This window comes from Acinetobacter sp. ANC 5378 (genome assembly GCF_013004315.1).
Lineage (GTDB): Bacteria > Pseudomonadota > Gammaproteobacteria > Pseudomonadales > Moraxellaceae > Acinetobacter.
Map to the genome: position 1 here is coordinate 65115 of NZ_JABERK010000003.1, position 13661 is coordinate 78775.

12 protein-coding genes and 3 tRNA genes are annotated in these 13661 nt (G+C 41.2%); 4 read left to right on the plus strand and 11 right to left on the minus strand.

Annotation, left to right across the window (positions count from 1 at the left end; all coding sequences use genetic code 11):
• Positions 1-96 precede the first annotated feature (96 nt).
• On the plus strand, positions 97-879 hold the full coding sequence (locus tag HLH16_RS00545; RefSeq protein ID WP_171527814.1) for a YdcF family protein: 783 nt from the start codon (positions 97-99) through the stop codon (positions 877-879).
• 37 nt (positions 880-916) lie between these two features.
• Here the strand turns inward: HLH16_RS00545 and HLH16_RS00550 are convergent, their stop codons facing one another.
• The 6 genes from HLH16_RS00550 to HLH16_RS00575 all read right to left on the minus strand — a co-directional run bounded on the left by HLH16_RS00550 (position 917) and on the right by HLH16_RS00575 (position 3008).
• The gene (locus tag HLH16_RS00550) at positions 917-1378 is read right to left on the minus strand and encodes a DUF2750 domain-containing protein (protein WP_171527815.1); all 462 of its coding nucleotides are present in this window, start codon (positions 1376-1378) and stop codon (positions 917-919) included.
• 74 nt (positions 1379-1452) lie between these two features.
• A tRNA-Val gene (locus HLH16_RS00555) sits at positions 1453-1528 on the minus strand.
• 91 nt (positions 1529-1619) lie between these two features.
• Positions 1620-1696, minus strand: a tRNA-Asp gene (locus HLH16_RS00560).
• Between the two features lie 25 nt (positions 1697-1721).
• Positions 1722-1797: transfer RNA gene (locus HLH16_RS00565), tRNA-Val, on the minus strand.
• 288 nt (positions 1798-2085) lie between these two features.
• On the minus strand, positions 2086-2616 hold the full coding sequence (elsL, locus tag HLH16_RS00570) for a cell wall-recycling L,D-carboxypeptidase ElsL (RefSeq protein ID WP_131291595.1): 531 nt from the start codon (positions 2614-2616) through the stop codon (positions 2086-2088).
• A gap of 17 nt (positions 2617-2633) precedes the next feature.
• A complete protein-coding gene (locus HLH16_RS00575) occupies positions 2634-3008 on the minus strand; it encodes a YbaN family protein (protein ID WP_131291597.1) in 375 nt (124 codons plus the stop codon).
• A 95-nt stretch (positions 3009-3103) separates the two neighbouring features.
• Here HLH16_RS00575 and HLH16_RS00580 point away from each other — a divergent pair, with 95 nt between their 5' ends.
• From HLH16_RS00580 to dapE, 3 genes are all read left to right on the plus strand, one after another.
• Positions 3104-3973 (plus strand): DUF1853 family protein, encoded by an 870-nt coding sequence (locus HLH16_RS00580; RefSeq protein WP_131291598.1) that lies wholly within the window; start codon positions 3104-3106, stop codon positions 3971-3973.
• A gap of 126 nt (positions 3974-4099) precedes the next feature.
• On the plus strand, positions 4100-4249 hold the full coding sequence (locus tag HLH16_RS00585; protein WP_131291600.1) for an entericidin A/B family lipoprotein: 150 nt from the start codon (positions 4100-4102) through the stop codon (positions 4247-4249).
• Between the two features lie 129 nt (positions 4250-4378).
• A complete protein-coding gene (gene dapE / locus HLH16_RS00590; RefSeq protein ID WP_131291602.1) occupies positions 4379-5515 on the plus strand; it encodes a succinyl-diaminopimelate desuccinylase in 1137 nt (378 codons plus the stop codon).
• Between the two features lie 73 nt (positions 5516-5588).
• Here the strand turns inward: dapE and HLH16_RS00595 are convergent, their stop codons facing one another.
• The 5 genes from HLH16_RS00595 to HLH16_RS00615 form a co-directional block, all read right to left on the minus strand.
• Entirely contained in the window at positions 5589-6047 is a 459-nt protein-coding gene (locus HLH16_RS00595; protein ID WP_131291604.1) for a hypothetical protein, read from the minus strand.
• A gap of 4 nt (positions 6048-6051) precedes the next feature.
• Positions 6052-10455, minus strand: a complete 4404-nt coding sequence (locus tag HLH16_RS00600) for a hybrid sensor histidine kinase/response regulator (protein WP_171527816.1) — start codon at positions 10453-10455, stop codon at positions 6052-6054.
• Positions 10456-10628: 173 nt separating this feature from the next.
• Positions 10629-12701 carry a methyl-accepting chemotaxis protein gene (locus HLH16_RS00605; protein ID WP_171527817.1) on the minus strand — a complete coding sequence of 691 codons (2073 nt, stop codon included), beginning with the start codon at positions 12699-12701 and terminating at the stop codon, positions 10629-10631.
• Between the two features lie 45 nt (positions 12702-12746).
• Positions 12747-13283 carry a chemotaxis protein CheW gene (locus HLH16_RS00610; RefSeq protein ID WP_131291610.1) on the minus strand — a complete coding sequence of 179 codons (537 nt, stop codon included), beginning with the start codon at positions 13281-13283 and terminating at the stop codon, positions 12747-12749.
• A 5-nt stretch (positions 13284-13288) separates the two neighbouring features.
• A complete protein-coding gene (locus tag HLH16_RS00615) occupies positions 13289-13657 on the minus strand; it encodes a response regulator (protein WP_067723813.1) in 369 nt (122 codons plus the stop codon).
• Positions 13658-13661: the final 4 nt, after the last annotated feature.

Consider the following 13661-nt stretch of genomic DNA (forward strand, 5'->3'; position numbering starts at 1 on the left):
AAAGCCAATAAAAAACCGAGCCTTAGTGCTCGGTTTTTTATACTTAAAACATACAAATTGTTTAAACTAACAGCAACATTCACCCAGAGCCAGCTTATGTCGGACCATCTAAAACGTAGCTTCAGTTTTATCATAGGCAGTTTATTGGCACTCGATGGCTTATGGTTACTTTCACTCGATAAAATCCATTTAGGCATTATTCTTCCGATGATTATCGGTATCGGCTTAATCCTGTATGCCATATTTTTTAAGTGGATTCAAAGATTTATCCAAGCCAGTAAATTACGACTGACTTTGTGGCGTTGTGCTTGGGCAGCATTCTTTCTATGGCTCAGCACATTACTGATTTTTTTCGCTTATCTGCAATATACGATTCAGCAGAACACGACATCCCAACCGGCAGCCGCAATTATTGTACTGGGTGGTGGCATAGAAAATGGTCAGCCCTCTCTAACTTTAAAACAGCGTTTAGATGTTGGGGCAGCCTATGCCAAGCAATATCCGGAAGCTATCCTGATCATGACTGGAGGTTTAGGTTTTAAAGAGCAAATGACTGAAGCAGAGGTGATGTCCGCCTATCTGCAAAAACAACACCAAATAGATCCATCACGAATTTTATTAGAAGATCAAAGCACCAGTACTGAAGAAAATCTGCTTAATGTCCAATCTCTGCTCAAAGAACATCAGATTAGCCTGAACCAGCCTATTGTTATTGCCACCAGTGATTTTCATATTTTGCGTGCCAAAGCCATAGCCAAACATCAAGGCTACCCGCAGATCCTCACTATAAGCGCCCCAACACCATTGTATATTCGCTACAACTCTTGGTTGAGAGAATACTTTGCCTTTATTAGTGGATGGCTACTTAATGAATATTAAACCGGTAAACAACCTTAAAAATAATGGATAAGAAACATTAATTCAAACGAATGCTACGTGGCATAGGCAATTTGGTGTCTTTAAATAATTCTGGTTTTTGCAAATAAATCTGATACAGATAATTTTTGATGTCTAATAATAATTTTTCAGGGGCAACCAGGACATTCTGTCCTTCAGGCGTTAAATCCATCGATACACAGGTATTTTCTTGACGTAAAAAAGGGATGACTTTTTCAACAAAATCTTTGAGTGAAATATCCTGAATTTGATAATATTCCCAATTGTCTTTAATCAGCAACTTTGCCAGGCTTTTATGTTGCCAAACTGCTAAAGCGCGCTGACCTGTAGGAGTCGCACATAAAGCCCAACCGTCATCATATAAAGCGCTCACAGAGCCTTGCGCAATAATTGTTTCAATGAATTGTTTATAGATGTCTTGAGCATTATAGGTGGTATTTAGATTTTTGGACGCAGCTTTGCGTTGATATGGATTTCTCATAGTTTTTCAATATTTAAAATTATTATAGTCTTGAGATTCTATGAAAAAAACAGGATTGGAGCAAGGAGAATATATGGTGGGCGCTGACGGGATCGAACCGCCGACATTCTGCTTGTAAGGCAGACGCTCTACCAACTGAGCTAAGCGCCCTTGAGGAATAAAAATAGCATGGCTATTTTTATGACGCAAGAAAGAAATCTTGCTTGATGTAACCATAATCTAGAACAAGGAATCTAGAAAATGGCGCAGCGGACGGGACTCGAACCCGCGACCCTCGGCGTGACAGGCCGATATTCTAACCAACTGAACTACCGCTGCACTTAAAACATTTAACGTAAAGGCTTGGTGGGCGCTGACGGGATCGAACCGCCGACATTCTGCTTGTAAGGCAGACGCTCTACCAACTGAGCTAAGCGCCCTTTACGACTTCATCGTTTGTGTGGTGCATTATAGAGAATCTATGCAGCCTGTCAAACGCTTTTCTGCCTGTTTTTGGTTTTTTACGTTTGAGTGATTAAAAAATAGGTTAATCGCTATAAAAACAAACAATTTCTGTAATTTATTTAGAATTTTATGCAAAAAACCACAAATTCATACTGTAGTTTTGACTCAAAAATTTCATGTTTTTTGAACAATGGGGAAATAATGCTATTTTTTAGCCAACATCGATAGCGGAGTTTTCACTTTTCATCTCTTGAGATGTTGCTTTAGATGTTTGTGCTTGTTTTACAGTCAATTAAATTCAAACTGTGTTCAGAAATATACACCAATGCTTGTTCAGGAATAAGGTTGAACAATTCAACCACATCATCATTACGCATACGGATACAGCCATGTGACATTGGGATGCCCATCGGTTCGGTATCGGGTGTGCCATGAATATAGATATAACGTTTAAATGTGTCGCAGCCCTCACCCTGATTAAAGTTCTCTTCCAAACCGCTTAACCAGAGAATACGGGATAGAATCCAATCACGTTCAGGAAACTGTGCCGCTAATGCTTCATCATAGACTTCGCCAGTTTCCTGTCTTGCTTTGAAAACTGCATTTTTAGCTGCACCGTGACCAAACTTGAGTGCGACCTTGTGCCAACCTCTAGGGGTCTTGCCTGAATTTTCCTGCTCCCCGATCCCATTCTTACCTGAAGAAATCACATAAAACTTATTATGCTTTGGCAAAGTTAAACTTTGTTCAGCCAAATCAATCCAGACATCTGCTTGTTCTAAGGTATATGACATGATGGATATCACTCTGTTTATTTGATCTGTTCAGTCGACGGTTCAGGACGTAGCCACAGCCAAATTGAAACTGTGAGCATGGTTAAGTCAGTAAATACCTTGACCAATAACGGCGCATGGGTAAACAGCATAATCATGGCGCTGATCAGCATCATGATACTGGCGCACCATTTGGCTTTACGCGGTACAGTGCCGTTTTCACGCCATGATCGCAAGGTCGCACCATATTTAGGATGATTGAGTAACCATGCATCCATTTGCGGCCAGCCTTGAGAGGCGGACCAGGCGGCTAAAATAAGAAAGACTGTTGTTGGCATACCCGGTATAAGTGCACCGATAAAGCCCAGGATGACAAAAATCATCACCAAACTTCGCCAAAACAACATCTTCATAGCACTGCCCTACACGACTAATTGCGGTAGTATAAAGCGTTTTTACCTATTATCAGTTGTAATTCTGCACTTTTAATTTTGCGCTGGGTGTTTCTATGTTTGCTTTAAATCAAGCCTCTGATCTGGATGAACCTTGGCTTCAATTTAAAAATTTACTGGTTCGACAACTGGCATTTTGTGTATCCAGTCCGAATATTTTAGCGACGATTCCACCAGAACTGCTACTCAAGCATTCTTTTCAATTACATTCCAATGCAACATGGGCAAGGCATTTTCAGAATTATCGCTCACGACTGCTTTATTTAGATCAACATCCTCAAGAATTAGAAGTCTTTTTACAACAGCTTAAAAGTACCCGTTTAGGTCTACGCTTTGAAATGTTTATCTGGTTTTGGCTGCTCGATCAAGCCTATCATTCTTATCAATTACTCGGTCATAGCATTCAAAAGATAGCGGGACCCAAGACCTTAGGTGAACTCGATTTTCTATTACTCAATACTGAAACCAATCAGATTGAACACTGGGAGGTCGCTTTAAAATATTATTTGGCTGAACGGGATTTCTCTTTAGCGTATTGGTATGGCTTAAACCGTAGCGACACCTTAATTCGAAAATTAAATCACTTTAGCCAAAAACAATTTCAATTTGAGGAAGCACTTGATCATCAAATTGATCAGCGTTTTGCCATATTAAAAGGTCAACTCTATCTTCCTGTTGAACATACCCAGCAAGTTATTCCGACTTGGGTGAATCTCAAGCGACGTTTAGGCTATTGGGGAAGCCATGTCCCTCCTCAAAATGCACATTTTTATCGTTTACAACGACAAGAATGGATTTGCCCGCAACTGCAGATCAGTAGTGATACGGCACAGTGGTGGAGCAATGGTTTATATCTGCAAAAAGATAAGTCCAATTTCTATATGTTCAAACATGCATCACTGCTTTCTCAAAGAGTGAATGGTTAACTTTATGAGAAATGTCTACTTTTATAACAATTGATTACTTTTCTACCATCAAAAACTCATATTTTTTACGTTGGGTATTAATTAACCTAAATCCACATCAAAATAATGAAATACTTGGAGATGATGATGAAAAAAATTCTGGCTGCTTCGCTTATTCTGGCGTTTGTTTTAACCGGTTGTAATACATTTAAAGGCATGGGTAAAGATGTATCCAAAGCCGGAGATGCCGTAACCAATACTGCTGAAAAAACTTCTGAAGAAATCCGCAAAAACTAGTTTGTCTTTAGCGCACACAGAACCCTGTCCAAGATAGGGTTTTTTTATGGCAATTTTATCGCAGTCGTTCACATTCAAGGGCATATTCGCCTATTATAGCTAACAAATTTATCGACTGATGAAAATCGCATGACATCTTCCGCTACCCTTGATTTAAGCCTGCAACTGTTACGTCAGCCTTCTGTAACACCGATCGATCATAGCTGCCAAAACATTATGGCGGAACGTTTAGAAAAAATTGGCTTCAACATTGAACCGATGCGTTTCGAAGATGTCGATAATTTATGGGCACGTAAAGGAACTGAAGCGCCAGTTTTATGTTTTGCAGGTCATACCGATGTGGTTCCAACAGGCAGTTTAGACGACTGGAACTCCGACCCGTTTGTACCCGAAATTCGTGATGGCAAGCTCTACGGTCGTGGTAGTGCAGACATGAAAACTGCACTTGCAGCCATGGTCGTTGCCTCTGAACGCTTCGTCGCTAAACATCCCAATCATAAAGGCTCGATTGCGTTCCTGATTACCTCTGACGAAGAAGGTCCATCAATTAACGGCACGGTAAAAGTCGTCGAAGCTTTAGAAGCACGCAATGAGAAAATGACCTGGTGTCTGGTGGGTGAGCCATCAAGCACCAATCAACTTGGTGACATTGTTAAAAATGGTCGTCGTGGTTCGTTAAATGCCAATTTAACCGTTAAAGGCAAACAGGGGCATGTAGCCTATCCTCACCTTGCGATTAACCCGATTCATACTGCTTCTAAAGCCTTAGCTGAACTGTGTGATACCGTTTGGGACAATGGTAACGAATATTTCCCTGCCACCTCTTTCCAAATTTCAAATATCAATGCTGGTACTGGTGCAACCAACGTTGTTCCGGGCACCATGAATTTATTGTTTAATTTCCGTTATTCAACTGAAGTCACGGCTGAAGAACTCAAAGCACGTACCTTGGAAATTCTGGATCGTCACAATGTTGACTATGATATTGACTGGACGCTTTCAGGTTTACCGTTCCTTACTCCAGTCGGTGAACTGGTTAATGCGGCTAAAAATGCGATTCGCAATGTCACCGGGATTGAAACTGAACTTTCGACCAGTGGTGGTACTTCCGATGGTCGCTTTATTGCTCCTACCGGCGCACAAGTACTTGAGCTGGGCGTTTTAAATGCCAGCATTCATCAAATTGACGAACATGTAAATGTGGCCGATTTGGAACCGCTTGCTGAAATTTACGAACAGATTTTAGAAGGCTTGTTGGCTAACTAGAACTCCGTCAAACAAAAAAAGGAACTTATTTAAGTTCCTTTTTTTGTGACTCATATTTGAGCTATCGCTAAAATTACAATCCTAAAGAGGATTGAATTTGCGCCAGATTAGGGATATGAAAAACTTGATCGGCCATACGTACGTATTGGAATACCGCCGGATCATTTAAAGCCTGTTCTTCATCGACCACTTCAGAAATACGTAGACGAATGGTTTTTGGCATTTTATTGCACATCAGGGCAAAACGTTGACTCACGTCATCGCCTTCAATGACCAGAGCCACCCCTGTTTTCTGTTCTGGATTATTCACCGCATAGACAGGTAGCTTGAGTTCATGCCATTCCACAAATGGAACTTGCGTGGCACTATCCAGTGCGGACAAAACGATATTTTGTGGTAACAACATCGCCTCTTTACCATGACAATCGATAATATACGCATCGATAAATCCAGTCGATACGGTAATAAGGTGATGCAACTCTTGTTGTGTCATTTGATTCACAGCAGAGTTTGAAACAGGATTTTGGCTCATTTATTTACCCCTGACTGGTCTCTAACAAGTTTTCAACATTGCTCACCAATTCTGCTTCCTGGAATGGTTTACCCATATAATGACTTACACCCAAGCTGAAGGCACGTTCACGGTGCTTCTCACCTGTTCTTGAAGTAATCATGATAATTGGTAAATCTCGATGCACTTCATGGTGACGAACAAGATTCGTCACTTCAAAGCCATCCATACGTGGCATTTCAATATCCAGCAACATCAAGTCCGGTTTGACATTTTCAAGTTGTTCCATCGCATCGACACCATCTTTGGCCGTCACAATGTCATAACCATGACGTTCAAGTAAACGTGACGTCACCTTACGTACAGTCACAGAGTCATCCACAATCATAATTAAACGACGTGCATTATGATGACGCGACAGATCACGCTGATCTAATGCATGTTTAAGACGCTGTGTAGTCTGAATTTGTCGAGCAATATTTTGACCATCTAGAATCAAACAAACTTGACCGTCACCTAAAATGGTTGCCCCGGCAACAACCCCCACACTAGAGAATTGCTGACCAATCGGTTTCACCACAATTTGTGCACGCGAACCAATCAACTGGTCAACCAATAATGCGATGGTTTGACCGCTATTGCCTTTAATGAGCAACACCGGTAAAGAATGCGCAATGCTACTTAAACGCGGTAATGGCTGGTTTGAAACAAACTCGGATAAATAACGCAGTTTATAATTGGTATTGTCAATTTTAAAGAAGTCCTCTTTACTATTGAAATACTCGTCCAAGGTAGAAGGTGCAATTCGGACAATACGTTCAATTTGAGCCAGTGAAATCGCAAATTGCTGATCGCCCGCTTTCACCATCAAGGCATCACTTACCGCTACTGTAGTTGGTACACGAATGGTAAATGTTGTTCCTTTGCCCAACTCTGAGTCTACAGAGACATGCCCACCAAGTGCTTTAATTTCACTTTGAACCACGTCCAGACCTACGCCACGACCAGAAATTTGGGTAATTTCTTTCGCAGTACTGAATCCGGGATGGAAAATCAGTTGCAGGATTTCTTGTTTATCGAGTAATTGATCAGCCTTGATTAAACCTAAGTTTAAAGCCTTCTCTTTAATCTTCGACTCATCAATCCCTTTACCATCGTCACTAAACGAGACCAGTACATCGGTACCTTGGCGGCTGATATTTAAGACAATTCGCCCAACTTCAGGCTTCTGTACTTCTTGTCGTACGTGAGTGTCTTCCAGACCATGGTCAATCGCGTTACGCAGCATATGCTCAAATGGTGTCACCAAACGCTCAAGAATGGTACGGTCCAATTCACCTTCAGTGTTTTGAACAATCAACTCTGCTGGACGGTTCAATGTGGACGACGTTTGACGCACGATACGTTGTAAACGTGGCAATAGGCGATCAAATGGTACCAGACGCGTACGCATCAGGCTTTCTTGAATCTCGGCTTGAATACGTGATTGTTGTAACAGTAGACCTTCTGTATCACGAATTTTATCGGCCAACGTTGTTTTAAAGTCAACCAAGTCGGATGCAGATTCCGCCAATGATTTTGACAACTGGTTTAAAGATGAATATTGGTCCATCTCTAATGGGTCAAAATCGGCATAGCGTGAATTTTCTGAACCATGTTTTGCAATAATGTGTGACTCTAACTCACCTTCCATTCGACGTAATTGGTCAGCTAAACGCTTCATCGCCAATTCCATCTCGTTCAAGGTATTGCCGAGTTGACCCAAGTCCATTTCGATACGCGAACGGTTAATTGAATTTTCACCAGACAAATCGATCATCTTCTCTACCAAGTCGGCAGAAATACGGATCATTTCATTGCTGTTGTCTTGTTGCGAACTTAAGTCCCACTCACCCAGCATTGCAGGTGGTTCAGCACCATCACCTTGAACAAATTCAAAGGTTTTCGGTGTAGTTAACAGATCAGATTGCGTCACACGATTTGGCAATTGTACGGTTACATCAACAAATCCAATCGACTCTAAACTTAATTTCAGACTATCAAAATTACTGTAATCACGTTCAAAGATGGCCTGTTTTAACCATGCAAACGTGGTTTGTAATAATAAGTCGTAAGCATTTGAATTAAAGTGATGAACCGCGAACTGCTCGAAGGTGGTTTCCAATTGATACGAAATGGCAGCTACCGGTTCATTTTCAACCATACGCGCGCCACCTTTCAGACTGTGGGCAGCACGTTGTAATTGAAGCAGTAAGCTACGATCGCTTCGTTGATCAAACCACTGTTTTAATAAATCATCAGTAGATTCTAGAATTTCTTCCGCTTCTTCCAGGAATGTTTCTTCTGCAATTAAGCGAATACTATCCTCAGGATCTTCAACAGTTTCAACATTTTGAGAAACAACATCTTGTTCTGTTTCAAATTCTGAAGCGAATGTCTCAGCTACGGGTTCTGCTAATTCATTGACCTCGATTTCAACAGCAACATTTTCTACTGCAACACTCTCTACTGCAACCGTTTCAGGCACGGCAGTGCTCGCAAACGTGCCTTGCGCAATCTCTTGGATATTACGCAAAATTTCAATCGATTGAGCACCAGAGTAGTCAATATGATCTTCACGAATGGTTTGAATTCGATCTGACACGTCATCCTGGACTAAACGGATAATACTAATCAGTTGTGGCGTAACCGTAATTTGTTGACGAATCACGCGCTCATAAATTGACTCTAATTCATGTGAAATCAAGCCGATATGAGTCGCTTGAATCATATTTGCACCCCCTTTCAAGGTATGCAAATAACGCATTAAATTATTCAATGCAGTGGTATGGGCTGGATCTTTGCTCCAAGTATTTAAATCCTGGTCAATACCACCCAACAACTCCTCTGCTTCTTCCAGGAAAATATCCAGTAAATCCGCATCGAAATCACTGTTTGCATCCGCTGCATGCATTTGAGCACGATCAGAACGCATTCTTTGTGAAATCTGTGCCAGATCAACCGTCGTAGATGCTGTATCTGTTATTGTGGCAAGCAGCTCTTCAACGATAGATTTACTATTTTCAAACTGTTCAAGGTCTTGCTGAACAAAGGCAGAAAGATCACTCAATATTTTCTGAACTTCATCGGTTAATATGACACGTTGCCCTGCGGCCAAGGTATCAAACAAATGAATAAATTCTTGGTGTGCTTGTCCAAACAACTCATATGCATAGTCAATATTGAGCAACTCTGGCTTTAATACCAACGCTTCATAACTTGACTTTAATTCATTGGTAAATTGGTGAATACCCACCGCAGCACGATTATCAGTATGATCCAATAACTGTTGAGCTTGATCGCTTAAGGCCTGAATATATTCTGGATATTCAACTTTGGCACGTTTTTCAAATTCGAATTCAGCATCAAGTAACAAATCAATATTCAAGGCGATCAGCTTGGAAACCAGACCTTGAGGATTCACATCTTCATCTAGTTCAGCTGAAGTGAAGCCATAGTTGTTCCATGCAGTATTAAAGGTTTCATAAATCGCATCAAGTTTCTGCATTTCACCTTGTCTAAGGGTATGCAAATAATCACGCACAAATTCGGCATACTGAATCAGCAAAGCCGTTTGCTTCGAAGTCGAAACAATCTCTTCTTGCAACAAGGTTTTAAATAAATTCTCAGCCTTGGTACTGGCTTCAAAAATCTGCTCGATTTGAGCCATTGATGAACTGCCGCGCAAGGTATGTAAAGCACGAATGAGAGCATTATAATCTTGTTTATTTTCATGCTCATTCTGCAAGAACTGATCAATCGTTGCTAAATGCTCTTCAGCTTCTTCAATGAAGATGGCAACCGTTTCTTCGATATCATTATTTGTTTCTGTTGCAGTGTCTCGTTGAGTTGCTGCTTCATCATTCAACTCTAAACCAGTAACACCATCTTCAGCAGTCAAGCTGGTAGAAAGCGCCAGTAATTCTTCCAGAGCAGGTTCTAAACTTAATCTTTGCTGTATTTGCTGACCCAGTAAAACCAATGGACGCAAATCAATATCAGCCAGCTGAACAGTTTTAAAAATTGGATATAATTTATATTGATAAATTTTAAATACGGTTTGAGCGAAGCGTTGAACCGTTGTATCTAAGGGCACGGCGCCTGAAATGACACGATTTAAAGTGTCTTCCACTGCCCAAGCCACTTCACCGGCAGATTTAGCCCCTACCATGCGTCCAGAGCCTTTAAGCGTATGGAAATGACGGCGAATGGTGGTCAAAATTTCTTGATCATTGGGATTTTCAAACCAAGTCGGAAATAAAGTACTTAATTCAACGAAGATTTCCTCGATTTCTTCTACAAAAATTTCGAGAATTTCTGCATCTTGATCAAGATAACTATCTTCAGGAAGCGTAGTCGTTTCAACTAAATTTTTTAATATTTCTTTCATAGCTTAGGCTTCTTACGTTTATCTGCCACCAAGAAGGGCGCTCAAACTTAATTGTCACCATCACGCGAGACCTAACTTCGAGGTTAAGTTCATCTTGTCGATGCTTTATCTGTGATTTATTGATGCGCCATACCCGAGAGTAAGGCGCATCACCCCAAAGCTTTCGTATTACCTTAGTCAGGTAATTTAAAGTCAGTTACAGATTCACGTAACGATTCGGCCATATTTGCCAATTCAGATACTGAACGTGCGGTATCAAACGTTGCCGTTGTGGTTTGTGAGGTAATTTCCTGTACAACATTCATCGTGGTTGCAATATGACCTGCAGAAGCAGACTGTAGTTTTGCAGCATCCGAAATGTTGGCAATCAATTTCGCCAGGTTGCTTGATACGGTTTGAATTTCATCCAGTGCCACACCGGCATCTTTAGACAAGTTCGCACCACGTACAACCTCGGAAGTGGTTTGTTCCATCGAGATTACGGCTTCGTTGGTATCCGTCTGAATGGTTTTTACCAAGCCTTCAATCTGTTTGGTTGCAGATGCTGAACGTTCTGCAAGACGCTGTACCTCATCGGCTACCACGGCGAAACCACGACCTGCTTCACCTGCCATCGACGCCTGAATTGCAGCGTTTAATGCCAAGATGTTGGTTTGGTCGGCAATATCGTTAATCAAGGCAACGATGTTACCAATTTCCTGAGAAGACTCACCCAAACGTTTAATACGTTTCGAGGTTTCCTGAATCTGTTCACGAATCGTGTCCATCCCTTCAATTGAACGGTGTACGACATCTGCACCATTGGCAGCGATTTTTACGGAACGTTCCGCAACCACAGCTGATTCTTCAGCATTTGAAGATACTTGGTCAATCGACATGGCCATTTCATTAATCGCGGCAGATGCACCGGCAATTTCTTGCGCCTGGTGTTCTGATGCTTCAGCCAGCTGGTTAGTAATGCCCTGCGTGTTCGCCGTATATTGTGCAACTTCGTGAGAAGTTTCGGTAATACGCGATACAAGGTCACGTAACTGGTCAATTGCGAAGTTAATCGAGTCGGCAATCGCACCGGTAAAGTCTTCCGATACCGTTGCATATGAACGTAAGTCACCGTCTGCCAAGTCAGCGATCTCGTCCAGTAAACGTAAAATCGCATTCTGGTTACGGTCATACTCTTCTTGCAGGTTAGCCACACGCTGTTTATCTGTTTGACCACGTAATGTAAGCAATTTAAATACACAGATCAAAAAGCCAACTAAACACAAGATTAAAAATAGTGCAGGAATAGCAATCGACAAACTTGAACCGACAGATAACTTATTCAGGTTGGCCAACAATTCATCTGCTTGGGCAAAAATTGAAGATGAGGCTTGACGTACTTTTACAATTTGCGTCGAGTTTTTAAGAATCGTCGCAGATGCTGATTTTAATACATCATCATATTCAGATTTAATCCCTGCGAGTGACTCACGCAAAGCTGGATCAGCAATACGCTCCACACCAAGTTCAGCACTACCATTCAACTGTGCTTCAAGATAAGAACCGAATGTTTCGGTATCGGCACTAAAGTCGTCTGCTGACTCACGCGAGTTATCACTACCGGTTAATACCGAACTGATTGAACGAAGAATACGTTCTGCAATGAATACCTGGTTTTTCGCAATCACTACCTGGTTACTTGGCATGTCTTGACGTGCCATTTGGTCAACCATCAAGTTATATTCAGCCTGAATCCCCGGAATCGTTTCACCAATGGCAATATTGGTATCATAAAGCTGGTTAATCATTTTTTGTTGAGAAGAAATTAAGTCAATCCCTTCAGATACTGTTTTCCACTGCTTTTCAACTTCACCCAACGCTAGAGTCTGCGGATGAATATCCTTTACTGTTTCAAGGTTTTCTGCGAAACTTTTTTGAGATTCAATTAACTGATCAATCGATTCTTTAGTACCCGATGCCGTCGCTTCAGTTGCCTGACGAGAAATCGTCTGCGACAAAAGACGTAAATCACCGACGCTACGTGTTAATTCATTATTACGCGGCACACTATAGAATAAGTACAGCAACAGGAATACTGCGACGACCAGACAGAATGCTGCGCCCAAAATTAAGGGTTTGGACTTCTCACTGTCACCAAATACACGTGATAATTGATCAGTTTGTGATTGAATCTTTGACAATAAAGCATTACCAACCTTACGGTTGCTGCCTTCACTTGTATTTTTCTTTTTAAGTTTAAAGCCCATCCAGCTTCTCCCCGACTTTCGCCAGCATTCTTCAGCGCGCGACTATTAGTTTATAAATTTTATAGATGCATTCATGTATTTTGGGTTTTGCAATAAACGACTAAATAAGAAAACATGCCAGTGTTGATTATGTTGATAAAAATATCCCTGACAATATTCTTGTAAATTGCTGTCTAGCTCACTGTGTTTAGAAAAGAAACTTTTCTTATTAAAGTGTTGAATCCCCAAAACTTGATCTACAACCAAACCGACATAATGGTCATTATGACTAATACACAGTACTTTTTGAGTGGGTGAAAACTGACTTCGATGCCCGGAAATATATTGAGCCAAATCAGCCACTGAAAGTAACCGCCCCCGAATATTAGCCAAGCCCATTACCCATGATTGAGTATTCGGAACCGGCGTATATTTAGGTGGATAAATCACTTCAGATACTTCACCTAAAGGGGCAACAAAATATTGCCCCATCATCTCAAAAGCAATGCCTGACCATCGGTTTACTTCATTTTCAGTTGAAACGTAGTTTTTGTTACCACGTTTAGCAAGCCGAAGTAATTCGATAAATCCATTAGCTGCCATAGAGCTTATCCTGCATTGAGGTGTTGTTTAATCACATCAATTAATTGTTTTTCGTCTACAGGTTTTGTTAAATAATCACTTGCCCCTTGACGTTTCCCCCAAACTCGGTCAGTTGCTTGATCTTTGGTGCTGACAATCACAATCGGAATGTGTTTTGTCGTAGCACCACGTGCAATTTGACGTGTTGCTTGGAAACCATTTACCCCAGGCATCACCACATCCATTAACACAAGATCCGGCAACTCTGCTTGTGCCATTGTGACACCATCAGCACCATTCGCTGCTTCAATAACATCGAAGCCATGTTTAGTTAAAATCTCTTTAAAACGAAATGTTTCTGTTGGTGAATCATCAACAATAAGGATACGTGACATGCTT

Coding starts and splice junctions, on each gene's coding strand:
- HLH16_RS00545 (WP_171527814.1), top strand. CDS start 97: ATGTCGGACCATCTAAAACGTAGCTTCAGTTTTATCATAGGCAGTTTA.
- HLH16_RS00550 (WP_171527815.1), bottom strand. CDS start 1,378: ATGAGAAATCCATATCAACGCAAAGCTGCGTCCAAAAATCTAAATACC.
- elsL (WP_131291595.1), bottom strand. CDS start 2,616: ATGTCATATACCTTAGAACAAGCAGATGTCTGGATTGATTTGGCTGAA.
- HLH16_RS00575 (WP_131291597.1), bottom strand. CDS start 3,008: ATGAAGATGTTGTTTTGGCGAAGTTTGGTGATGATTTTTGTCATCCTG.
- HLH16_RS00580 (WP_131291598.1), top strand. CDS start 3,104: ATGTTTGCTTTAAATCAAGCCTCTGATCTGGATGAACCTTGGCTTCAA.
- HLH16_RS00585 (WP_131291600.1), top strand. CDS start 4,100: ATGAAAAAAATTCTGGCTGCTTCGCTTATTCTGGCGTTTGTTTTAACC.
- dapE (WP_131291602.1), top strand. CDS start 4,379: ATGACATCTTCCGCTACCCTTGATTTAAGCCTGCAACTGTTACGTCAG.
- HLH16_RS00595 (WP_131291604.1), bottom strand. CDS start 6,047: ATGAGCCAAAATCCTGTTTCAAACTCTGCTGTGAATCAAATGACACAA.
- HLH16_RS00600 (WP_171527816.1), bottom strand. CDS start 10,455: ATGAAAGAAATATTAAAAAATTTAGTTGAAACGACTACGCTTCCTGAA.
- HLH16_RS00605 (WP_171527817.1), bottom strand. CDS start 12,701: ATGGGCTTTAAACTTAAAAAGAAAAATACAAGTGAAGGCAGCAACCGT.
- HLH16_RS00610 (WP_131291610.1), bottom strand. CDS start 13,283: ATGGCAGCTAATGGATTTATCGAATTACTTCGGCTTGCTAAACGTGGT.
- HLH16_RS00615 (WP_067723813.1), bottom strand. CDS start 13,657: ATGTCACGTATCCTTATTGTTGATGATTCACCAACAGAAACATTTCGT.